Raw genomic sequence first — 23345 nt, forward strand, 5'->3', positions numbered from 1 at the left:
CTAGTCGATGACATGGCCAGTAGTGAAATAACGCGCCAAGGCTGCGGTCGAGACAAAGCCTAGCATCGCGACCAAGAGAGCGCCTTCAAACAGAAATGTACTGCTCCAGTAAATGCCTAAAATCACCACCAGACAGGTGGCATTCAAAAACAGGGTGTCCAGTGCCAGCAGGCGGTCCACAATAGAGGGGCCGGTAATCAGCCGGATCAGACACAGTAACATGGAGATGGTTACCGCACCCAGACAAATCAATAATGCATAAGGTAGAATCGTCATGCTTTTTCTCCTGATCGTGCATTAAAAATCTCAATGAGCGGGCGTTCATAGCGCTGTTTGATCGTTTCGATTTCTGCTGCTTCATCCTCTGTGCTTAAGGCATGCACCAGAATATCACCACGATCCTGGTCAATCCCTGCAGATACCGTGCCCGGTGTGGTGGTAATAATCATCGCCAGCAAGGTGTTGACTTCTTCATGTTCGGTATCTAAAGGCACACGGAACCATTTCGGATGCAGGTTCTTGGTTGGACCAAGCACCAGTTTTGCGACTTTAATATTGGCTACTACAATATCCCAAACTACGACGAAGAACAGGTGCAGGGCAGGAGTCCACTGGATATTGGGGGTATAGTCAATAAAGGGTTCGACCATACGTGGAATGATGACTGCGAGTAGCAAGGCCATCAGTAGGGTTCCAGCGTCCAGGCTGTGTGCCAGTAAAACCCAGCTCAGTCCCACAATTACAGAAACCAGCGGATGTGGGAACCAGCGTTGAAATAATGATTCAGCCATTAAGGTCCCTCCGCCGGTTTAAGTTGATTATCATCATATTCGGTCTGTTCAATATGCTGCTGGTCAATCTGGCGTTGCTTGAATTCTGAAATATGTTCACCTTTCAAGGTCGCTTCTGAAATCACATAAGGAATCAGATGCGCATTAGGATCTATCACCTCACCACCATATTTGGTTTCTGGTAAATACTTCGGATCGAATGGCTGGACGCTAATAAACTGACCTTCTGCATCCGGTTTTAAAAGCGCGGCTTCATAGACCGAATTGTTTTTGATCTGTTCCGCAGTCTGATAATTATATTGATAAATCGGTCCGGCAAACACCACGTAGGCGGTTAAGCTCACAAGCAATATATAAATCACCCGGTCATTGCGTGCCGGTGCTTTACTCGGTAGGGCTTCATATTTATGAAACTCTTCAGAATCAAGATCATCTTCAGGTCTGCTCGAACGCCAGAACAGCATAAAACCGACCCGGGTAAAGGCCAGAATACTGAGGAAACTTACCAGTAAAATAGTCAGAATAATGATCATCTGATAGTCTGAATGGACAGAAGCCTGCAAAATAAAGACTTTACCGAAGAATCCACTAAACGGTGGCAGGCCTGCCATCATCAAAGCGATGATGAAATAGACAATCGAAACCAGCTTGTTCTGTTTCATCAGTGGGGCGATTTTAAAATGATCTTTAAATTCGCCGCGCTGCGAGGTAATCCAACCCGACAGAATATAAAATGCGGCCGCAATCAGGGTGCTGTGTACCAGGTAATATAGCGCACCGGCCCAAGCCGCAGTGTTATTCAGGCCAATGGCCACCAGAATCGTTCCGACTGAAGACAGCACCATGAAACCGACAAAACGGCGCAGACGTTCGGTGCCAATCGCACAGATTACACCATAGACAGATGTGACCAGACCAATCACCAGCAGACAGTTCATCAGAATCTGATGGCTATATTCGTCATCAAAAACCGTGCCGTTGATACGCAAAATCGCATAAATCCCGACTTTGGTCATGATGGTAAAGAGCGCTGCAACAGGTGTGGTGGCCACGGCATAGGTTTTGGGTAACCAGAAACCCACCGGCAACATTGCGGCTTTAATCCCAAACACCACAAACAGCATCAAGCCACCGGCAACGGCCAGTTTGTGCTGATCTTCTGCAAGTGTTGGCATCAAACGGGCTACATCGGCCATATTCAGACTGCCGACACTGCCATAAATCATTCCGAGTCCAATCAGGAACAGCGCAGACGCTAGCAGGTTGATGGTGACGTAATGAATTCCCAGCTGAAAACGTGCCTTGCCTTGTCCATGCAACAGCAGTACATAGGACGCCATCAGCAAAATTTCAAAGAACACGAACAGGTTGAACAAATCGCCTGTCAGGAATGCACCAGTCAGACCCATCAGCAGGAAATGCACCATGGCATGGAAATAACGGCCGCGTAAGTCCCATTCTTTACTGGCATACCAGACCACAGGCAAGGCGAGCGCATAGGTCAATACCAGCATCATGGCCGAGAGCTGATCCAGCACCAGCACGATCCCAAATGGTGCTGCCCATTCGCTGAGGGTATAGACGCTGATTTGGCCCTGACTGCTGTTTATCAGATAACTGACGGCAATGATTAGGCCCAAGATTCCCGAGAGATGGCTGATACCACGACGCCAGGGTTGACGCCAGTCCGTGATCAGAGAGCCTGCACCCGGATTTCCCAAAAGTACCAAGGCAAAAGCGGTAAAGGCCGGCAAAAGAATGCTGAAAATAGGAGTATGTTGAGTCCAGAAATTGAGAAGATCAGTCATTAAGGCTCATCCTCACGTGGATCAATCTGGGGGATATCTTCTTTTGAGTCAACGTGGTCTGTTCCTGATTCGTAGCGGCTACGCAGTGCCAGTTGGACAATAAAGGCAGTGGTGGCAAAGCCAATCACGATGGCCGTCAGCACCAGTGCCTGAGGAAGAGGATCGGTCACATTCGAAGCTTCGGTTAATACTGCAGGCGAATTCATCTGAATCCGGCCCATGGCAAATAAAAACAAGTTGACCGCATAACCAATCATGGCCAAGCCCAACACCACCGGGAAGGTACGCGCCCGCAGGATCAGATAGATGCCTGTGGCTGTCAGCAGGCCAATCGCGGAGGCTAATAAAAATTCTAAACTGATCATTCTATTATCCTCTTGGTACTGGGCCAGACATGCTTGAGTGACGTGAATCGCCCAAGACAGAAATCATCAGCATGGTGGCACCGACGACAGTGACATAGACGCCGACATCGAATAGCGCAGCCGAAGCTAAATGCATTTCTCCAATAATGGGCGGAGAGACATAAATATGTGCACTGGTCAGGAATGGACGTGACCAGAACCAGGCTGCGATTCCAGTCAATCCTGCAATCGTTAAGCCGATCCCGATCCAGATTTCATACAGGCGACCGGATTTGGCGCCAAGCAACTGTTCGGTTTTGTCCTGTCCCACTGCGATATATTGAATAATAAGTGCCAGTGAAGTCACTAGTCCGGCAATAAAACCACCGCCCGGCAGGTTATGGCCACGCATAAAGATATACAGGCTGACTACCAGCGCGACCGGCAAAATCCAGGATGCGGTAATACGCAACATCAGCGGGGATGGGTTAAAACGATAGGTCAGGCCCTGGGTCATGGTGGTACCATGCGCACGCATGCCATCCATCAGGCTCAGAACACCAATCGCGGCAATGCCGAGTACGGTAATTTCACCGAAGGTATCGAAACCACGGAAGTCGACCAGAATCACATTCACCACATTGGTTCCGCCGCCCAGAGGAATGGACTGTTGCAGGAAGAACCATGAAATGGAATTGTGATCACGGGTCATGATCAGCCAGGCAATTGCTGCAATCCCGAGACCGCCGCCCAAGGCAATAATGGCATCACGCCAGCGACGGGTCGGACTCGATTCATACGGAGTTAGTTGTGGCAGTAAAGATAAACTCATCAGGAGCAGAACCGTGGTGACCACATCGACCGTAATCTGGGTCAATGCCAGATCGGGCGCCGAAAAGCCGATAAAGACCATGGTGACGACCAGACCGACTGCACCGCTAATCAGTACCGCTTTAATCCGTTCATGATGGAACCACAGCAGCATCCAGCAGGCAGAGAACAGCAGTAACCACAAGATAATCGCCAGGGCAGGAGCATGGGTCAGCTCGCACGTACCCGTACCCACCGCATTGCTGAGTAATGGGAATCCCACCAGGCCGACGGTAAAAATCACAATCCATAATAAATAGCTTTGTAATTTGCCATTTTCAGTGGCACGGCGGAAACGACGTGAATTCAGCAGCAAATTTTTCAAAAATAGATCGAACAGTATCCGGCCCTGTAAGCGGCCCAGTTTTGGATCCAAGTCGATTTCACGTAAGGCGCCACCTTTGGCGAGAGAAAAGTAAAAGATTATTCCGCCGAGCAGAGCAATCACACTCATCAGAAGGGGCAGGTTGAAACCATGCCAAAGCGCCAGATGAGTGCCTTCAAAGGCAAAATTCTGGGTGGTGGCTTGAGTAGTGCTGTTGACAATTTTTTCCACCAGAAGAGCCGGTAATAGACCGACTAAAATACATAAAATTGCTAACAAAGTGGCCGGTGCGCGCATACCAAAGGCAGGTTCATGTGCATCTTTATTCGGGACCTGCTTGCCTAGCGGACCATCGAAAAAGACTCCATGCACCAGTCGAATGGAATAAGCCACCGCAAAAATCCCGGCCAGTGTCGCAACAATAGCAGAGCCGACCATAAGTGGACCACTTAAACTGGCGACCAGTTCGGTAAAGAACATTTCCTTAGACAGGAAACCATTGGTCAACGGTACACCTGCCATGGATGCTGCCGTGATCATGGTCAGTGTTGCGGTAAAGGGCAGTAATTGCCACAAGCCAGACAGTTTACGTAAGTCACGGGTACCGGATTCATGATCGATGATGCCGGCAATCATAAACAGTGCCGCTTTAAAGGTGGCATGGTTAATAATATGGAAAATCGCTGCTGCAACAGCCAATGGTGAACCAATCCCGAGCAGACACATGATCAGACCTAAATGGCTGATGGTGGAATAGGCGAGCAAGCCTTTCAGGTCTTCCTTAAAAATGGCAAAGAAGGCGGCCATGCACAGGGTAAACAGACCAACAAAGGTCACAATATTATGAAACAGTGCAGCACCGGCAAAGATCGGGAGCAAACGTGCTACCAGGAATAAACCGGCTTTGACCATGGTGGCCGAGTGCAAATAGGCAGAGACCGGTGTCGGTGCAGCCATGGCATTGGGCAACCAGAAGTGAAACGGGAACTGCGCACTCTTGGTAAAAGCACCGATTAAAATCAGCAACAAGGTTGGAACAAATAAATAATGGGACTGAATCTGTTCAGTCATCGTCAGGATTTGGTCAAGCTGATAAGTGCCGGTGATTTGACCGAGCAGGACAAAACCGCCCAGCATCGCCAGACCACCCATTCCGGTAATGGTCAGAGCCATACGCGAACCACGTTGCGCCGCTTCGTAATTGCTCCAGTAACCTACCAGCAAGAAGGAGGAAATACTGGTTAGTTCCCAGAAAACCAATAAGATAATCAGGTTATTCGACAATGAAATTCCGAGCATCGCCGCCATAAACAGCATCAGCAGGAGATACAGTTTGCTCAGTGAATTTTTTGGATTAAGGTAATAATAGGCATAAATATAAATCAGGGTACCAATTCCGCTGATCAGCAAGGCAAACAGCAGTCCCAGAGAATCCAGGCGAAAACTGAAATCGATGCCGAGCTGGGGCAGCCAGGACCAGGTCTGGGTCATCACTGCGCCGTCAAATATGGCAGGCGCCTGACTCAATAATAATAAGAAACTGCTGAGGCTGACACCAATTGCCCCTAAAGCCGTTACCCCGCGCGAAAATTGTTTCAGCCACGAGACAAGGGTTGTGCCTAATACTAACGGTAACAATATAATAATCGGCAGCACACTCGTATCCATTGTCATGATTTAGGTTTTGACCAACCTAAGGTGAATCTTTATCTTTCAAGGACTACAGGACCACAAGGAGCGACCCAAACTTCTCAATCTTGAAAGCCAAAAGAATATTCAAAAAGAATATAAAACAGTTGTATTGCGCAACTTATAAACGATAGCAAATTCCGATTTTACAATGAAATTCGCAAATAAAACCGATCATATTACAGGATAACAACAACATCAACGTTTTTATGTAGAACTTATAAATTATACGCCGGCTCGGATTTAACAGGCGCTGCATGCTTAAACAGATCATCCAGAAGTGACCGAAAATTAAGATTAAATTGCAGGCATTGATTGTAAATTTGACTCAAAACAGTTCAATCCTGGCAAAAACAGAATGCTGGAAAAGGCTCCCTTATTGACTCAAACAATCGCGCTTATTTTTGAATCTGTTTAGAGCGACTGAGGTAGCGTCGGATGATGCTCCTGAGTAAGTAAAGCGAGCAATTCTTGTTGCTGTTCCGGATCTAACTGTTGCTGGATCATTTGCAATACTGCAAGCGGTGTGACGGGTTCGGTGACCGTTTCCAATAAAGTATCTTCGGGCGAGATATCTTTATTTCGCTGCAGTTCCAGCTCTGCGTAGATCTGATCAAACTGGGTTTTCATACTTTCAAGATGAATGGGGTGCAGCTGTTTATTTTCCAGTTTCAGACATTGAAAGGCGTGTGCCTGTTCCAGTAATTCAGGCCGGTTGCCGGTCGCAATAATCTGCAAGTTAGGAAAAGCCTGATGCAGGCGTGACAGGATTACTGCTGCCATCTCCTGATCCAGTTGATGATCAATTGCATCAATCAGTAAAATACCTGTACCTTCCTGACAAGGGAATAAACTGTTGGGATTCAACAGACAAAGACGCCGCACAATATCGCCCACCAGCGCAATCCAGTTGCGCATACTGTTAGGCAGTTGCTGGAAACTGAAGGTCTGTTGCTGATAGGTCACCATCAGTTGCAGCTTGGGCTGGTATTTTAAATATATCTGGCTGACTTCTGGCATGATCAGCGACAGGGCCTGTTTTAAAGCGGTGAGATTTGGTGCATGCAGATGTGCCTGGGCTTTCTCGATCTGCCGAGCCAGTTCATCTCCTCGGATATTCTCAGGCTGCTGCAAGGCACGCGCCAAAATCTGGTCCATAATCTTGGCACTTTGCGCATTTTCAATATCACTGATTTCACGAAACCATTCAAAAAAACGAGCAAAGGTGGTGAAAGGAATCGCAGCTATTTCATAAGCATGTGCAGACTGGAGAATGGCCGGGTTATTTTTGCTGAGCAGATTGACTTCATTGGTAAAACGTTCAGCAGGATAATAGGCAATCAGGGGTAAGCCGAGCAGGGGATCGTGCAAGCGGGCTTTGTGATACAGGCTGAGCACGCTTTCAAGCTGTGAGGTTTCTGCTTTGCTAAATCCTAGACCCTGACTGTTTAGGGTCTTGTAGATTTGCCATGAACAGCTTTGTAGCTGGGTAGGCTCAGACTGACTGGATTCTGGCAAGCTGCCCATATCTTCAGGAAAACCGATCCGGATATCAATTTTGGATTGCAGCCGGTTTTGCATGATGTCCTGATCTTGCATCACCAGACCCGCGGCACGGCTGTCGCGATAACGCGCTGCAAACCAGGTCAGTGCCTGATAGCTAAAACGTAAAAGCGTAGTTTTGCCAGTTCCCTGATTGCCCAGAATCAAGGTGACCGGGCATTGCGGATAATTAAACTGGAGCTGAATGTCGGAAAAATGCAGGGTATGTTTCAGTTGAAGCGCTTGGATGTGCATAGATCACCTGTCCTATGAGGTTTACATCCATGCCATGCACCTTAACCGACTGCCTGCCGAAGCGACTGCGGCATTTTGATCTTCAGTTGCTGAATCAGGTCATAAATGTGATAAATATTTAAACTCACTTTAGCACGTGTACAAGCCACGTAAAGTAATCTTAATTCTTCATCACTAATTTTATGATCTTTTTCATTCAGCTTAAACTGATAGTCATCTTCAATATGAACCCGATCCCATTCCAGACCTTTGGCCTTGTGTGCCGTGGAAATAATATAGTCAGCTTGGGCAATCGGGGTGATTTTAGCCAGGGCTTTTTTTAGTGGATCAGTCCCATGTTCGTCCACCAGTTTGACCAGTGGCTTGATGTCACTGCCTTCATTGGTTTCACAGTATTCATGGACATCATGCCAGGAGTTAAACCAGGCCAGTTCCGGTACATCAACCACACGTTTGCCCTGTTTCAGCATGGCGGCCGCATCGACAAAACGATTCAGTTTGACGTGATCGGCTTGCAGACTGACTTTATCCCCACGAACTAAACCCGCTAATAACAATTCCATTGCACGAGCATTGGTCCGGCATAAAATTGCATCGCGCATTTTGGTATGCGGTTTATTCACGACTTTAGAGTCTAATTGCGGATTGCCGAGTAAAGGCACAGTTTCATTTAAGGCACCTAAAATGGCATTGGCATTCAGGGCAATTTCAGGACCAAAACGAAATGAGGTGGTCAGACGCGATTCTGGTAAGGGTAGTTGCTGCATGGCATTGACTGCACCACGCCAGGCATAGATCTGCTGATGCGCATCTCCGACATAAATCACCTGGGTGCTGCGCTGTTTCAGCAAAATCCCCAGCATTAAGGGATCGGCATCTTGGGCTTCATCGAATAGTACATAATCGGCCGGGATATTCGGCTCGGACAGTGCCCAGAGTTTCAGGTAAATGTCATGACCAATGCCTGCCTGATGATTGGGATCAATCGACTCTAGCCAGCGCCGTTCGACTGCCGGATAAAGCTTCTGCTGCAAAGTCTCGATATCATCCGGATGCAACCAGCTCGGCGCCTGAATATGCCGCGGAGCAGGGTATTGCGAACTGGTCGAGCAGAAATAACCGACACCATTGGCGACTAAACTCGCCAGACGCGAAGGCATCAAGACATATTTCTCATAACGTCCACCCATCATGCGGCGCATGGTCATCGGTTCAAGCCGGTACTCTTTGGCAATAAAACTCGGACTCAAGCGTGGCAGACGCAGCTTGTCGGTCACTCCACGTGGAACACTGCGAAATGCCAGCGAGTGAAAAGTCCGGCAATCCACACCCCGGTGGAACCTGGCCTGCGCTTCACTGGCAATGGCTTTGTTAAAGGCCAGATACATGCCGCGTTTTTGCGGCATGGCATCACTGATCATTTGCAGGGTAGTGGTTTTACCTGTACCTGCATAGGCAATCACCTTAAAGGATTTGCCCAGACGTGCGTTATCAATGGCAGTGGCCTGCTCATAGGTCGCGGTCGGTTTTTTTAAATCAGACACAGATGAATTCAAGGCTTAATGCTGACGGTTGGCTTTTTCAACCAGACCAGACAAGCCTTGGCGACGAGCCAGTTCATTTAATACCAATTGCACATCCAAGTCGAAATAGCCGAGCATGACGATAGTATGGAACCAAAGATCTGCCACTTCATAGATCAGATCATTTTTATGGTCTGCGGAAGCATCTTGGTCAAAGTCTTTGGCTGCTAGCACGGTTTCAAAGCTTTCTTCACCGACTTTTTCCAGAATCTTGTTCAGGCCTTTATGGTAGAGCTTGGCCACATAAGAGGAGTCCGGATCGGCCTGTTTGCGTTCTGCCATCATCTGGCCCAGATAAGACAGGACTTCGACCTGCTCAGATTGCGCGGTTGACGCTTGCATCGCCAGCGTATGCGGATTCGTGGATTTTTCACCATAAATCGCAGACGGATCTTTCAGCTGTGCATCGACAATTTCCCAGCCCATTGGCGTGAGCTTGCGATAGAAACATGATTCACGGCCGGTATGGCAGGCAATACCACCATGCTGTTCAATTTGCAGCACAATCACGTCGGCATCACAGTCCAGACGGATTTCATGTACGGTCTGAAAATGTCCTGATTCTTCGCCCTTATGCCATAACTTGTTACGTGAACGGGAGAAATACACCGCCTGATTTTTTTCGGCAGTTAAAGCCAAGGCTTCACGGTTCATCCAGGCCACCATCAACACGCGTCCAGTTTGATGATGCTGGGCAATGGCAGGGACTAATCCTTGTTCGTTAAATTTTACTTCATCGAGCCATTGCGCGTTGTTCATAAGGGTTTCCATCATTTCAATCAAAATATAAAAATACGGATAGGAAATATCCGCTGATAGTGTACGTGATCTCGCAGCATTTGCGGCAAAAATCTGTGCTTGAAAGGACAGGCTGTGTCGTGGATTTTCAAATCAGCCCACTTTATTCCAGATCTTACAAAACTGAGCCATAGAAAAGCCGCCTAGTTGGCGGCTGGTATTTTCATTCAATTATCCGTATGAAAACCATATAAAAAATTACCAGTGTTCGCCCGGGAACAGACGCGCATATGCTTTTTGCACCAAGTTCAGTTTTTGCGGTTGACCCACAGATGCAGTTGAACTTGGGAACAGGTTATAACCAATCGACATCAAGACATTGTTGATATCCGGTGCAATGGAATAGGTAATGGAAGCCAGGCGGCCCAAACCGGTCGCCACTTTCTTCGGACGTTTCACAATCGCATAGGCAATCAAGTCAGCCGCCTGTTCCGGAGAAAGCGTTGGGACATATTTATAAATTTTAGTTGGCGCAATCATTGGAGTGCGCACCAAAGGCATATAGATCGATGTGATTGCGATTTTATGCGAATGCACTTCTGCAGACAGGCAGCGGCTAAAGGCATCCAGCGCAGCTTTTGAAGCGACATAGGCTGAAAAACGGGTGGCATTGGCCAGTACGCCAATCGAACTGATGTTAATAATATGACCCGCGCGACGAATCATCATTTGCGGCAGGATATTCATCACCAAACGCACGGCGCCAAAATAGTTCAGCTGCATAGTCCGTTCAAAATCATGAAAACGATCTACTGACTCGTGTACCGCACGGCGAATCGAACGTCCTGCATTATTGATCAGAATATCAATATGATCGACTGAGGCAATAATCTGTTTGGAAACTTCATCAATCGCTTCCATATTGTTTAAATCACATGGAAAGATTGAGGCTTTGCCGCCTTTGGCTTCAATTTCTGATTTTACTTGTTCTAGGGTTTCCTGAGTACGGGCCACCAGTAAAACATGGGCACCTGCATCAGCCAGTTGATGTGCTGTCGTTAAACCAATACCGCTGGATGCACCGGTAATCAGGACGGTTTTACCTGCAACACGTTTTTCCAGTTGTTTGTGTAGTCTAGTTTTCACGTTTGTTATCCCTAATTTGAAGTCAGCGTTCAAATTATTTTTATTAAAGGTCTATGGCGCTCTAACAGAAGATGAGAGCGAAGGTGAGTCCAGATATGATAACCAATTCTTCAGGAAAATCTATAAATTAAAGTATTGAAATTAAAATAAAAATTAGAGTAATTGCTCTATTTGTGTTCACTCTTTCATTTAACTTTTAACATGAAAATAAAAAGTAAAGCAAGTGGCTGTTTTAGAAAATAAATAAAAAAACCTCACCAAAATGATGAGGTTTCGAAGCGGCTCGGGCACCTTTTTAAACGGCCGCCAGCGCCTGTTCCAGATCGGCAATCAGGTCATCACTATGTTCAATCCCAATGGATAAACGCACCATATCCTCACTGACGCCTGCCGATTTTAACTCTTCGGCATTGAGCTGACGATGCGTAGTAGTCGCCGGATGGCAGGCCAGACTTTTAGCGTCGCCGATATTGACCAGACGGGTGAACAATTGCAGGGCATCAATAAAACGTGTGCCGCCTTCGAGACCATGTTCTACCCCAAAGGTCAGAATGGCAGAAGGTTTACCTTTCACATATTTCTGTGCCAAGGCATGCTGTGGGTGATCTTTCAGGCCGGCGTAATTGACCCATTTCACTTTAGGATGTTTTTGCAGATATTCAGCGACTTTCAGTGCATTTTCGGTATGACGTTCCATACGCAAGCTTAAAGTTTCCAGACCTTGCAGAATCAAAAACACATTCTGCGGACTGATCGCAGCGCCGGTATTACGCAGTGGCACTACACGCGCACGTGCGATATATGCTGCTTCCCCCAAAACTTCGACATAGTTCACGCCATGGTAGCTTGGATCAGGCGTATTCAGGGCAGGGAAACGTTTAGGATATTTGCCCCAAGGGAATTTACCGCTATCCACAATGATGCCGCCAATTGAATTGCCGTGACCACCGATATATTTGGTCAGGGAATGCACCACAATATCCGCACCGAAATCGAAAGATTTTTGAAGTACGGGGGTGGCAACAGTATTGTCCACAATCACCGGTACGCCATACTCATGTGCAATTTTAGCAATAGCTTCCAGATCAATAATATTACCCAGTGGATTACCAATCGATTCCACAAAAACCAGTTTGGTTTTTTCATCAATCAAGTCACGCAGACTTTCCGGCTTTTCATAATCAAAGAAACGGACTTCAATGCCCTGTTTTGGTAGGGTATGGGCAAAGAGGTTATAGGTACCGCCATATAGCGTTGACACAGAAGCAATGTTGTCACCCGCTTCCGCAATGGTCTGAACCGCATAAGTAATCGCAGCCATGCCAGAGGCCAAAGCCAGCGCGCCAATTCCACCTTCCAGTGCTGCGACACGTTGTTCCAGAACCGCAGTGGTCGGGTTCATAATTCGGGTATAGATATTGCCCTGAACCTTTAAATCAAAGAGATCGGCCCCATGTTGAGTATTGTCAAAGGCATAAGACGTGGTTTGGTAAATCGGCACTGCAACAGCTTTGGTGGTTGCTTCTGGGGTATAACCTGCATGAATCGCAAGGGTTTCTGCTTTATAACTCATTCTGTTTGATCTTCTTGTTTAAGTTTATGGCTTGAGTGTAGCATTTTCACATATGAGTAAAAGTGCAATTTTGTTGAAATAAATATATGAAATATTCATATATCGGCCTGGATTTGAGTCATTTATTTTACTGAAAACAACTGTTTAAAAAAACATCAGCAATAAACTTGTAACAATGCATTGAAGTTCATGGCAATGGCTTATGTTTTCGCAGCTTTCTGCGTATAATAGCCGATTATTTTTTCGCTCATTTTTGAGCTGGGGTGGTTGTTTTAACCCCATTTGGTTTTTCAGTTGAGGAGTCCTACGTGGCCCAATATATTTACACGATGAACCGAGTGTCGAAGATGGTTCCGCCTAAGCGCGAAATCCTGAAAGACATCTCCTTATCATTTTTCCCAGGTGCTAAAATTGGTGTGCTTGGTTTAAACGGTGCAGGTAAATCTACCTTGCTTCGTATTATGGCGGGCGTAGATAAAGATTTCTCTGGTGAGGCACGTGCGCAACCGGGTACAAAAATCGGTTATCTTGAGCAAGAACCACCTTTAGATGAAACCAAAGACGTTCGTGGTAACGTTGAAGATGGTTTACGTGAACCTCTTGATGCCTTGGCACGTCTGGATGAAGTCTTTGCTGAATATGCAGCAGAAGATGCGGATTTCGATGCACTTGCGAAAGAGCAAGAGAAGCTTGAAGCGATTATCCAGACTTGGGATGCGCATAACCTTGCGAACCAGATGGATCAAGCAGCTGCAGCATTGAACTTGCCTGCTTGGGATGCAGATGTATCTAAGCTTTCAGGTGGTGAGCGCCGCCGTGTGGCACTTTGCCGTTTACTTCTGTCTAAACCAGACATGTTGCTTCTCGATGAACCGACGAACCATTTAGATGCTTCTTCTGTATCTTGGTTGGAACGTTTCTTGAAAGACTTCCCGGGTACCATCGTCGCTATTACGCATGACCGTTACTTCTTGGATAACGTTGCTGAATGGATTCTGGAGCTTGACCGTGGTATGGGCATTCCGTATCAAGGTAACTACTCTTCTTGGCTTGAGCAGAAAAATGCCCGTTTAGAGCAAGAGAACAAGCAGGAAGAATCTTTTGCTAAAGCATTGAAAAAGGAACTTGAATGGGTTCGTTCTAATGCCAAAGGTCAGCAAAAGAAAAACAAAGCGCGTATGGAGCGTTTTGAAGAGCTTAACTCGCGCGAATTCCAACAGCGTAATGAAACCTCTGAAATCTACATTCCACCTGGCCCACGTCTGGGCAACAAGGTTGTAGAAGTTGAAGGCATCAGTAAATCGTTTGGTGATCGCTTACTGTACAAAGATTTAACGTTCACAGTACCACCTGCTGCAATTGTGGGTATCGTGGGTGAGAACGGTGCGGGTAAAACCACGCTATTCCGTATGATGACTGGTGAACAGCAACCAGATACCGGTACGGTAACGCTAGGTGAATCGGTTAAAGTAGCTTATGTCGGTCAGATCCGTGACACTTTAGATAACAACAAAACCGTTTGGGAAGAAGTTTCTGGCGGTTTAGATATCTTGAAGATTGGTGATTACGAAATTGCATCTCGTGCGTATATCGGTCGCTTTAACTTTAAAGGTCAGGATCAGCAAAAGCGTGTAGGTCAATTATCAGGTGGTGAGCGTAACCGTTTACAACTTGCGAAAATCCTGCAAATGGGCGCAAACGTGATTTTGCTGGATGAACCATCGAACGACTTGGACATCGAAACCTTGCGTGCACTTGAAGATGCCATTCTGGTATTCCCAGGTACTGTGATGGTGATCTCGCATGACCGTTGGTTCCTGGACCGTATTGCAACGCACATCTTGTCATTCGAAGGTGAAACACCTGAATTCTTCACCGGTAACTATGCTGAGTTTGAAGAATATCGCCGTAAGCGTGATGGTGATGATCTTGTAGCCAAGCGTCAAAAATATCGCAAAATCGGTGTTTAATCATCTCCGACTTTTGTAAATAAAAAAACCAGCCTCAGGGCTGGTTTTTTTATGTTTATTATATGGTGGAGGGTAAATTAGATTTCCCACTCATGATTACATTCACGGCATTTCCATTTCTTTTGGGTTTGCATGAATGCCTGCATTGAAATTTTAAAATCAGGTAAGTCCTTATAGAACATAAAGCCTGCGATCAAAGAAAGAATAAAGACGATCACAGTCGCAGTCTGTAAAGTGGTACCTGCACCATCGCCAAAAATCCACATCGCGATGCTAATAATGACCAGTAATAATAACAGGAACAGGGCAGGGACCAGAAACATTAAGCTTTTAGGAACCACTGGACGTGGAGCTGCTTGACCTGGCTGGGCCACTGGCATGATTTTCGGGCTTTGACACTTAGGGCAACGATATTGCATTACAACTCCAAAATTCTAAATTACTGATTATTTTATCGGAAGATGCGAAGAAACCGAAATATTGCCCAACATAAAATATACAGGCAATAAAAAACCCAAGTCGCAATGCTTGGGTTTTTTATAAGATCACCATAATATATTATGGTCATCTTGAATATGGCGTCCCTACGGGGATTCGAACCCCGGTTACCGCCGTGAAAGGGCGATGTCCTAGGCCTCTAGACGATAGGGACAATTGAGGCAAATAACACAGCTAAAGCAAGACTTGATTTGGTGGAGTCAAGGAGGATCGAACTCCTGACCTCTACAATGCCATTGTAGCGCTCTACCAACTGAGCTATGACCCCAGTCTGTGTGAGCGCTATATTAGGGATATCGCGCTCACACGTCAACACAAAAATTAATTAAGCTTGATCAACTGCTTCATTTTTCGGCAACTTTAAGCTTTCATTGAGTTTTTCCCAGACTTTCAGCTCTTTTTTGCTTGGACCACCGACAATTTCCAGCGCATGACGTAAACGTGCAAAGGTTAAATCAGGACCAATGGTCACCATCGTTTGCATCACGGGTGTAGACGCAGTCGAACCGGCGATCGCAATAAAGAACGCAGGCATGAAATCACGTAACTTGATTTCCATCTGTGTCGCCAAGTCCATCAAGGTCTGGCTCACCGTGTCGTTATTCCAAGTAAACAGGCTTTCTAAACGCCAAATTGCGAATTGAAGACTTTGACGTACCTGTTCATCCGACAGTTTCTTGCTTTCAAACTGTTCTTTAGACAGGGTCGGGAAGTGGTTGAAGTAATGCGCAGACCAATTTACTGCTTCAGACAGCAGGTTAATACGTGGTTGAATCGCAGCCGCAATTTCTTCTAACTTGGCACGATCTGCTTTCCAGGCCAATAATGTGTCTAGAAGTTCAGCCGGGCTGAGTGCCTTGATCCATTGACCGTTTAACCAGTTTAGTTTCTCGACATCAAAGATCGGACCACCAAGTGATACACGTTTGATATCAAAATGTTCAATCATTTCTGCCAGAGTGAATTTTTCACTTTCATCTGGCATTGACCAGCCCATACGACCTAGGTAGTTCAACAAGGCTTCAGGTAGTACACCGATGTCTCTATAGTAGTTAATTGAGGTCGGATTTTTACGTTTAGACAGCTTAGATTTATCCGGGTTACGCAGCAGTGGCATGTGGCAGAGTACCGGCATGTCCCAACCGAAATATTGATACAGTAACTGATGTTTCGGCGCAGATGGAATCCATTCTTCACCACGAATTACGTGGGTGATTTGCATCAAATGATCATCTACTACGTTTGCTAAATGGTAGGTTGGGAGGCCATCGGTTTTTAGCAGGATTTGCATGTCTACTTGCGCCCATGGAATTTCCACTTCGCCACGCAGCATGTCATTGAATTTACATACGCCTTCGGTTGGTACTTTCATACGGATGACGTGTGGTTCACCAGCGGCCAAACGACGCTCAACTTCTTCTTGAGTGAGATTCAGACCGCGACCATCATAACGTGGCGACTCACCACGTGCCTGCTGTTCTGCACGCATTTGATCCAGTTCTTCAGCAGTTGCGAAACAGTAGAAAGCATGACCTTTCTCTACCAGTTCCAAGGCATAATTTTTATAGATATCCATACGTTCTGACTGGCGATACGGCGCATGCGGGCCACCGACATCAGGACCTTCAGACCAGTTCAGACCCAACCAGCGCAATGAATCCAGGATCATTTTTTCAGATTCAGGCGTTGAGCGCAGTTGGTCAGTATCTTCAATACGAAGAATGAATTCACCACCATGCTGTTTAGCAAAACATAAGTTAAACAAGGCGATATAGGCAGTACCTACATGCGGAAAACCAGTAGGAGAAGGTGCAATACGAGTACGAACAGTCATAGCCGGATCTAATCTTAGATATAAAATTGCAGCTATTATAGCGAAAAAGCCACATCACTTAATGCTTTATTCAACATTGAGTGATGTGGCTTTTAAATCCGGAAATATTCAGCGCTGTTGTGTTTTGGTACTGCTTAAGAATGATCGCTCGAAAAAATACTTTGTACAAAGCGGGTGAAGCGGTAATTCTGTTCTGCAAAGAAATTTTGCGAAGGTGCGACTTTAAATGCAGTTAAGACTTTTAGATTATCTTCTGTTTGAAGTGTTTTTTCAGTTTTTTGTTGCTGAATCGCTTTTTCAATCGGCGAAGTCTTGCTTTCAACAGTGCTTACTGTAGGCTTCGGCAAATCTGTCTTCACAACGACGGCATGACCGAGTTGAATCGAGAACAACATAATCAGGCTTAGGATGCTGGCTGTGAATAATGTAAATTTCATATCCAAACTTCCTCCTTACTTCTGGTTGGTTTTATTTTGTTAAAAATGTTTTTTTAATACTCTGTCTACAATTTAATCACAGTTGATCATAAAGAAGTAGAACCAAGTCACATTTTTTACAAAAGAAATAATATAACTCTGTGGAAAATTACCAAAAATCGTAATTTCCTGTTTTGGTGGCCTATTTTTAACAGACAACTGTGAAGAGAACGTGAAGAACTGTCTTATATTGTAGCAGAAGATTACTTTTCTGGCAGAATATGTATCCGGATTTAATTGTTAGAAGATATCTCAAAATCAGCAATAGATTGTAGATATTATTATAAATGTATGATTGTTATGTTTATTTTTGATTTGTATAGTGCGGGTCATATAAACAATGAGTTACATCAGATGAAAAAAATAATAGCATCCGCAATCTTGACAATTTTAGTGGGAACAGCAGTACAGAATTCTATTGCCAAACATTTCCTGAATGTCTCTTATGACCCGACCCGTGAATTTTATCAGGAATATAATGAAGAATTTGGCAAGTTCTGGAAGCAGAAAACCGGACAAACGGTTAATTTTAAACAGTCGCATGGCGGTTCAGGCAAGCAGGCACGTTCGGTGGTCGATGGTTTGCAGGCCGATGTCGTAACCTTGGCCTTGGCCAATGATATCGAAGAAATCGTCAATGCAGGTTTAATCGAGAAAGACTGGCAAAAAGAGTTTCCGAGTAATTCGGCACCTTATACGTCTACGATTGTATTCTTGGTGCGTAAAGGGAATCCAAAGCAAATCAAAGACTGGAATGATCTGACCAAAGCGGGTGTAGATATTATTACCCCAAACCCGAAAACCGGTGGCGCGCCGCGTTGGATCTATCTTTCTGCTTGGGGTTATGCACTGAAACAGCCCGGCGGTAATGATGCGAAAGCCAAAGAGCTGGTGAAAAAACTTTATCAAAATGTCAAAGTGCTCGACTCTGGTGCCCGTGGTTCACTGACGACGTTTGCCGAGCGCGGTATTGGGGATGTGCTTTTATCCTGGGAAAATGAAGCCTTGCTGGCGACCCAAGGTCTGGGTAAAGATAAATACGATATCGTTTATCCATCCATTTCAATTCTGGCCGAGCCATCAGTAGCGATTGTCGATAAGAACGTGAATAAAAATGGCAATACCCATCTGGCAAAAGGCTATTTGAACTATTTATATTCACCGAAAGGGCAGGAGCTGGCTGCGAAATATTTCTTCCGTCCGCGGGATGCCAAAGTCGCTGCCAAATATTCAGCCCAGTTCCCGAAAATCCAGACCTTCACCATTGATAAAGTTTTTGGTGGTTGGGCCAAAGCGCAAAAAAACACATTTTGTGAATGGGGCGATTTATGACCAGATTTACAATGAAAAAAGATAAGTGAGCGGTAGTCTAAATACAATAAAGAAAATGGCTAAAGTGTTATCCATTTTCTTTATATCTAATGCATAAAATTCTATATATTAGATATAGGTAGAATAATAAATAGTATTTTCCTTTTAAAAACAAAATATTAATACAGAAAAACCTTTCATTTTATCGTGTTGTGATGTTGTAGGGTGAATTGCGATAAATGATTTTATTTCATATAGTTATATCTAATGAAGATAAACTCTGTGCTGCCATGAAAATTCAATTAAAATCGTTATTTAGTGCTGCCTTATTGGCGACTGGTTTAGGCATGACCGCGACTGCTTCACAAGCAGCAGACCGTCAGTTTCTGAATGTATCCTATGATGCTACGCGTGAGTTCTATGATGAATTTAATAAATCATTTGGCGCTTACTGGAAAAACCGCACCGGTCTGGATGTGAATTTCAAGCAGTCACATGGCGGTTCGGGCAAACAGGCACGTTCTGTGGTTGATGGCTTGAAAGGTGATGTGGTGACTTTGGCACTCGCCAACGACATCGAAGAAATTGTGAAATCTGGTCAGATTCAGCCGGGCTGGCAAAAGGAATTCCCACACAACTCCGCACCTTATACCTCGACGATCGTATTCATGGTACGTAAAGGCAATCCGAAAGGCATCAAGGACTGGAATGACTTAACTAAACCAGGCGTGCAAATTATTACGCCGAACCCGAAAACGGGTGGTTTGCCGCGTTGGGTGTATCTGTCTGCATGGGGTTATGCCGAGAAACAGCCAGGTGGTAATAAAGCCAAAGCACAGGAATTTGTCGGCAAGCTTTATAAGAACGTGAAAGTGATGGATTCTGCTGCACGTGCTTCAATGACCACCTTTGCTGAGCGTGGGATTGGCGATGTATTGCTGACTTGGGAAAATGAAGCTTTAGTAACGCAAAAAACCTTGGGTAAAAATAAGTTTGATATCGTTTATCCATCAATTACGATTTTGACTGAACCGTCAGTGGCGATTGTGGATCGTACCGTGGAGAAAAATGGCAATAAATGGTTAGCAACAGGTTATATCAATTACCTGTATTCACCCTTGGGTCAGGAAATGGCAGCTAAACATTTCTATCGTCCACGTAATGAAAAAGTATTAGCGAAATATTCGGCACAGTTCCCGAAAATCAAAACCTTTACCATTGATGAAGTCTTTGGTGGCTGGGCCAATGCACAGAAAACCCATTTTGTGAATGGTGCAATTTTCGACCAGATTTATAACAGCAAACGTTAATTGATCTGCGAAGTCATCTGGATTGAAAAAAGCCTCCGAAACCGGAGGCTTTTTTGTATGAGAAAAATGCTAAAACGGTTTTCTCTATGGAAAGTAATATTTATCTACAAAAAGTCGTTTGGAGCTTTGCCTAAACAGGGTGATAATGTGCAGTTAAATTTTTCCCCCTATTGATTGAGTTTTTATGTCACATATTTCTGTATTACTTCACGAAACGATTGATGCCTTGTTGGCGGGTCGCAATACGGGAACTTATGTGGATGGAACCTTTGGCCGTGGTGGACATACGCGTTTATTGCTGTCCAAATTAGATGAAAATGCACGTGTCTATGCCTTTGATAAAGATCCGCAAGCACTGGCTGTAGCGGCTGAACTCGAACAAGAAGATTCACGTTTTAAAATTATTCATGCCAGCTTTGCTGATCTGAAAGATGCCTTGGCTGAACTGGGCATTGAACACGTCGATGGGGTGATGGCGGATCTTGGTGTTTCTTCACCGCAGTTGGATCAAGCTGAACGTGGTTTCAGTTTTATGAAAGATGGCCCGCTGGATATGCGTATGGACAACTCGCAAGGTCCGACCGCAGCAGAATGGCTGACCCAGATTGAAGAAGAAGCCCTGGCGAATATCATTTTTAAATATGGTGAAGAGCGTTATAGTCGCCGTATTGCCAAGGCAATTAAGGCTGCCGGATATATTGATACCACGGCAAAGCTGGCTGAGATTGTAAAAGTAGCACACCCGAAATGGGAAAAAAATAAGCATGCTGCGACCCGTACTTTCCAGGCGATTCGTATTGCTATTAATAAGGAATTAGAAGATATTGAAATCTTCTTGCCTCAGGCCGTTGAAATCTTGAAACCTGAAGCACGTTTGGCGGTAATTAGCTTCCATTCACTGGAAGACCGTTTGATTAAACAATTTATTCAAAAAGAGTCAACGCTTGAAGAAGATTCAGGCTGGGGAATGCCACAACAACAGAAAGATACGCGACGTTTAAAGAAAGTTTCTCGTGTTAAAGCCAGTGATGAGGAGGTCAAAGCCAATCCTCGTTCACGTAGCGCATGGCTGCGGGTAGCAGAACGTTTAGCTTAATAGGCAGATCATGAAAACGGAAGTGGTTGATAAAAAAACAGAAAAATTGTGGCTGAAAAAAGTTACAATCTATCTCATGCTGATACTGATGGTCTTCATCAGTGCAGTATTTGTGGTATTTCAGGTATTTGAATACCGTCAGGATAACAGAAAGCTGAGTACCTATCTGCGTGAAAGGGATGACCTGAATGCAGAGTGGGGGCGTTTGCTGATTGAACAGCAAACTTTTGGCGCGACGGCACAGATCGGTACGCGTGCAGTGACACAGCTGCGTATGTATTCACCTCCGGTTTCACAAAGTGTCGTGATTTCCTTACCACAAACTTCAGATGAGAAAAAATAAGGCTAGCGTTCCGACATGGTAGACAAGAGAAAGAAGCAACCGGTACGTAAAAAACAATCGGTCACCGACAAAAATGCCTCAAATGTTTATATCAATCGTTTTTACATCATGTGGGCGGTGGTGTTGCTGTGTTTTGTGACACTGATTTGCCGTGCTTTCTATGTACAGATTATTAATAAAGATTTTTTGCAAAATAAAGCCAATGCCAATATTTTAAGAACCAATACCATCAAGGCGATGCGTGGCGTAATTTATGATCGTAATGGCATTCCATTGGCGATCAGTACCCCGATCATGAAAATTGTGATTGATCCACGTGATTATTTTGACAATAAAAAACTCTATGACGAAACCATGCTGGCGCTGGAAAAAGAACCGAATAGCCGCAAGCTCAAACGTCAGCTACCTGATAAAAACCTGAATCTGGATGAGCTGGCTGATGCAGTCGGTATGGATCGGGCAGAACTGCGCAAAAAAATGGAAGAACGTCCGCGTTCACGTTATCTGATCCTGAAAAAAGAAGTTCCGCCCCAACAGGCCGAACTGATCATGAAACGTAATTTTCAGGGCGTATATACCGAGAAAAACTATAAACGTTATTATCCGCAGCCACAGCCGAACTCTCAGATTATTGGCCTGACCAATAGCGAAGGCAGCGGCATTGAAGGTCTGGAAATGCAGCTGAATAGCCGTCTTTCCGGAAAGGATGGCGAGCAGCAGATCATTCGCGATAAAAAAGGCAACCGGGTCAAAGAACCTGAAGTGATTAAAGAAGTTGAGCCGGGCGAAAATATTACCCTGAGTATTGACTCACGTCTGCAATATATTATGTACCGTGAGCTGACGGCTGCGGGTGTGGCCAATAATGCCCGTTCAGCCACTGCGATTGCAGTCGATGTGAAAACTGGGGAAATTCTGGCGCTGTCATCATGGCCATCCTATAACCCGAATGATAAAAACAGCCTGCTCAACAAGGATGCCATGCGTAACCGCGGTGCAGTCGATTCTTTCGAGCCGGGTTCGACCATGAAGCCGCTGACAGTCGCGATGGCCTTGGAAAGTGGTAAATATACGGCGAATTCAGTCGTCAATACTACTCCCGGTAGTATGCGGGTCGGAAATCACACCATTCGCGATACGCATAATTATGGCCAATTAACGCTGGGTGGCATCATCCAGAAATCCTCTAACGTCGGTGTGGCCAAACTGGCCTTGTCGCTGCCTTATGAAACCTTGCCGACCTTCTATAAGCGTCTGGGTTTTGGGCAGCGTTCAGCGGTGAAATTTCCAGGTGAAAGTGCTGGTCTGATCCTGCCGCCGAGCAAATGGAATGTATCTGAAGTCGCGACTATGTCCTATGGTTATGGTCTGAACGCAACGGTGCTACAGCTGGCCGATGCCTATGCCATGCTGGCCAATAAAGGCGTGAAAATACCGTTAAGCCTGTACAAGCTGGAAGAACAGCCACAGGGTGAGCAGATGATTGATGCCAAGATTGCCGATCAGGTCTTGCTGATGATGGAAACTGCAACCTTGCCAGGTGGTACGGCGACTCGCGCTACCATCCCAGGTTATCGCGTAGCCGGTAAAACCGGTACTGCACATAAATTGCGTGCCGACCGTAAAGGTTATTCGACCAATGAATACCGTGCATTATTTGCCGGCGTGGCACCAGTCAGTGATCCACGGATCGCCATGGTGGTGGTGGTAGAAAATCCACAAGGCACCTACTATGGCGGTACGGTATCTGCACCGGTCTTTGCCCGTGTGATGCAGGAATCCTTGCGTCTGCTGAATGTCCCTCTGGACAAACCTTTAGAACCTCCCAAAGTCCAGTAAATAG

Annotated in this window: 18 protein-coding genes, 2 tRNA genes and 1 pseudogene; 6 read left to right on the forward strand and 15 right to left on the reverse strand. The window is 45.5% G+C overall.

Annotated elements, in window-relative coordinates:
• The 10 genes from NI462_RS05925 to NI462_RS05970 all read right to left on the reverse strand — a co-directional run bounded on the left by NI462_RS05925 (position 1) and on the right by NI462_RS05970 (position 12664).
• A complete protein-coding gene (locus NI462_RS05925; protein ID WP_005108490.1) occupies positions 1 to 276 on the reverse strand; it encodes a monovalent cation/H+ antiporter subunit F in 276 nt (91 codons plus the stop codon).
• The gene (locus NI462_RS05930) at positions 273 to 791 is read right to left on the reverse strand and encodes a Na+/H+ antiporter subunit E (protein ID WP_005108491.1); all 519 of its coding nucleotides are present in this window, start codon (positions 789 to 791) and stop codon (positions 273 to 275) included. Before NI462_RS05930 ends, NI462_RS05925 begins: the two co-directional genes overlap by 4 nt.
• On the reverse strand, positions 791 to 2599 hold the full coding sequence (locus NI462_RS05935) for a monovalent cation/H+ antiporter subunit D (protein ID WP_253112239.1): 1809 nt from the start codon (positions 2597 to 2599) through the stop codon (positions 791 to 793). The genes NI462_RS05930 and NI462_RS05935 overlap by 1 nt, the downstream gene beginning before the upstream one ends.
• Complete coding sequence (locus NI462_RS05940; RefSeq protein WP_219307513.1) at positions 2599 to 2964, reverse strand: Na+/H+ antiporter subunit C; 366 nt, start codon at positions 2962 to 2964, stop codon at positions 2599 to 2601. Before NI462_RS05940 ends, NI462_RS05935 begins: the two co-directional genes overlap by 1 nt.
• A gap of 4 nt (positions 2965 to 2968) precedes the next feature.
• Positions 2969 to 5806, reverse strand: coding sequence for a monovalent cation/H+ antiporter subunit A (locus NI462_RS05945; protein WP_253159620.1), 2838 nt, complete (start codon positions 5804 to 5806; stop codon positions 2969 to 2971).
• 435 nt (positions 5807 to 6241) lie between these two features.
• Positions 6242 to 7624: an ATP-binding protein gene (locus tag NI462_RS05950; RefSeq protein WP_253159554.1), complete on the reverse strand. Its 1383-nt coding sequence runs from the start codon at positions 7622 to 7624 to the stop codon at positions 6242 to 6244.
• 41 nt (positions 7625 to 7665) lie between these two features.
• Entirely contained in the window at positions 7666 to 9168 is a 1503-nt protein-coding gene (locus NI462_RS05955) for a UvrD-helicase domain-containing protein (protein ID WP_253159556.1), read from the reverse strand.
• Positions 9169 to 9183: 15 nt separating this feature from the next.
• A complete protein-coding gene (gene hisIE / locus NI462_RS05960) occupies positions 9184 to 9966 on the reverse strand; it encodes a bifunctional phosphoribosyl-AMP cyclohydrolase/phosphoribosyl-ATP diphosphatase HisIE (RefSeq protein ID WP_004732472.1) in 783 nt (260 codons plus the stop codon).
• 237 nt (positions 9967 to 10203) lie between these two features.
• Positions 10204 to 11091, reverse strand: a complete 888-nt coding sequence (locus NI462_RS05965) for an SDR family NAD(P)-dependent oxidoreductase (protein ID WP_004644933.1) — start codon at positions 11089 to 11091, stop codon at positions 10204 to 10206.
• A gap of 295 nt (positions 11092 to 11386) precedes the next feature.
• Positions 11387 to 12664: an O-acetylhomoserine aminocarboxypropyltransferase/cysteine synthase family protein gene (locus NI462_RS05970; RefSeq protein ID WP_253159558.1), complete on the reverse strand. Its 1278-nt coding sequence runs from the start codon at positions 12662 to 12664 to the stop codon at positions 11387 to 11389.
• Between the two features lie 308 nt (positions 12665 to 12972).
• Between NI462_RS05970 and ettA the strand changes: the two genes are divergently transcribed.
• A complete protein-coding gene (gene ettA / locus NI462_RS05975) occupies positions 12973 to 14634 on the forward strand; it encodes an energy-dependent translational throttle protein EttA (protein WP_004281122.1) in 1662 nt (553 codons plus the stop codon).
• Positions 14635 to 14711: 77 nt separating this feature from the next.
• On the opposite strand, the gene NI462_RS05980 is transcribed toward ettA, so the two are convergent.
• The 5 genes from NI462_RS05980 to NI462_RS06000 form a co-directional block, all read right to left on the reverse strand.
• On the reverse strand, positions 14712 to 15053 hold the full coding sequence (locus NI462_RS05980) for a membrane protein (RefSeq protein ID WP_004281123.1): 342 nt from the start codon (positions 15051 to 15053) through the stop codon (positions 14712 to 14714).
• 157 nt (positions 15054 to 15210) lie between these two features.
• Positions 15211 to 15286, reverse strand: a tRNA-Glu gene (locus NI462_RS05985).
• A 38-nt stretch (positions 15287 to 15324) separates the two neighbouring features.
• Positions 15325 to 15400, reverse strand: a tRNA-Ala gene (locus tag NI462_RS05990).
• A 57-nt stretch (positions 15401 to 15457) separates the two neighbouring features.
• On the reverse strand, positions 15458 to 16966 hold the full coding sequence (gene gltX / locus NI462_RS05995; RefSeq protein WP_213686767.1) for a glutamate--tRNA ligase: 1509 nt from the start codon (positions 16964 to 16966) through the stop codon (positions 15458 to 15460).
• A gap of 134 nt (positions 16967 to 17100) precedes the next feature.
• Positions 17101 to 17403 (reverse strand): hypothetical protein, encoded by a 303-nt coding sequence (locus NI462_RS06000; protein ID WP_180037262.1) that lies wholly within the window; start codon positions 17401 to 17403, stop codon positions 17101 to 17103.
• 393 nt (positions 17404 to 17796) lie between these two features.
• Here NI462_RS06000 and NI462_RS06005 point away from each other — a divergent pair.
• From NI462_RS06005 to ftsI, 5 genes and pseudogenes are all read left to right on the forward strand, one after another.
• Positions 17797 to 18799: pseudogene (locus tag NI462_RS06005) on the forward strand (sulfate ABC transporter substrate-binding protein).
• A gap of 244 nt (positions 18800 to 19043) precedes the next feature.
• Positions 19044 to 20063, forward strand: a complete 1020-nt coding sequence (locus NI462_RS06010; RefSeq protein WP_005248379.1) for a sulfate ABC transporter substrate-binding protein — start codon at positions 19044 to 19046, stop codon at positions 20061 to 20063.
• Positions 20064 to 20247: 184 nt separating this feature from the next.
• Positions 20248 to 21159, forward strand: coding sequence for a 16S rRNA (cytosine(1402)-N(4))-methyltransferase RsmH (gene rsmH, locus NI462_RS06015; protein WP_004281129.1), 912 nt, complete (start codon positions 20248 to 20250; stop codon positions 21157 to 21159).
• Between the two features lie 76 nt (positions 21160 to 21235).
• Entirely contained in the window at positions 21236 to 21502 is a 267-nt protein-coding gene (gene ftsL, locus NI462_RS06020) for a cell division protein FtsL (RefSeq protein ID WP_370940785.1), read from the forward strand.
• Positions 21503 to 21517: 15 nt separating this feature from the next.
• Positions 21518 to 23341 (forward strand): penicillin-binding protein PBP3, encoded by a 1824-nt coding sequence (ftsI, locus tag NI462_RS06025; protein WP_180086801.1) that lies wholly within the window; start codon positions 21518 to 21520, stop codon positions 23339 to 23341.
• The last annotated feature ends 4 nt before the right edge of the window (positions 23342 to 23345 follow it).

Origin of the sequence: Acinetobacter lwoffii (assembly GCF_024129715.1) — a bacterium.
Lineage (GTDB): Bacteria > Pseudomonadota > Gammaproteobacteria > Pseudomonadales > Moraxellaceae > Acinetobacter > Acinetobacter lwoffii_U.

Coding starts and splice junctions, on each gene's coding strand:
- NI462_RS06010 (WP_005248379.1), top strand. CDS start 19,044: ATGAAAATTCAATTAAAATCGTTATTTAGTGCTGCCTTATTGGCGACT.
- NI462_RS05970 (WP_253159558.1), bottom strand. CDS start 12,664: ATGAGTTATAAAGCAGAAACCCTTGCGATTCATGCAGGTTATACCCCA.
- NI462_RS05925 (WP_005108490.1), bottom strand. CDS start 276: ATGACGATTCTACCTTATGCATTATTGATTTGTCTGGGTGCGGTAACC.
- ftsI (WP_180086801.1), top strand. CDS start 21,518: ATGGTAGACAAGAGAAAGAAGCAACCGGTACGTAAAAAACAATCGGTC.
- hisIE (WP_004732472.1), bottom strand. CDS start 9,966: ATGAACAACGCGCAATGGCTCGATGAAGTAAAATTTAACGAACAAGGA.
- NI462_RS06000 (WP_180037262.1), bottom strand. CDS start 17,403: ATGAAATTTACATTATTCACAGCCAGCATCCTAAGCCTGATTATGTTG.
- NI462_RS05945 (WP_253159620.1), bottom strand. CDS start 5,806: ATGGATACGAGTGTGCTGCCGATTATTATATTGTTACCGTTAGTATTA.
- NI462_RS05980 (WP_004281123.1), bottom strand. CDS start 15,053: ATGCAATATCGTTGCCCTAAGTGTCAAAGCCCGAAAATCATGCCAGTG.
- NI462_RS05930 (WP_005108491.1), bottom strand. CDS start 791: ATGGCTGAATCATTATTTCAACGCTGGTTCCCACATCCGCTGGTTTCT.
- rsmH (WP_004281129.1), top strand. CDS start 20,248: ATGTCACATATTTCTGTATTACTTCACGAAACGATTGATGCCTTGTTG.
- NI462_RS05940 (WP_219307513.1), bottom strand. CDS start 2,964: ATGATCAGTTTAGAATTTTTATTAGCCTCCGCGATTGGCCTGCTGACA.
- ftsL (WP_370940785.1), top strand. CDS start 21,236: ATGCTGATACTGATGGTCTTCATCAGTGCAGTATTTGTGGTATTTCAG.
- gltX (WP_213686767.1), bottom strand. CDS start 16,966: ATGACTGTTCGTACTCGTATTGCACCTTCTCCTACTGGTTTTCCGCAT.
- NI462_RS05950 (WP_253159554.1), bottom strand. CDS start 7,624: ATGCACATCCAAGCGCTTCAACTGAAACATACCCTGCATTTTTCCGAC.
- NI462_RS05935 (WP_253112239.1), bottom strand. CDS start 2,599: ATGACTGATCTTCTCAATTTCTGGACTCAACATACTCCTATTTTCAGC.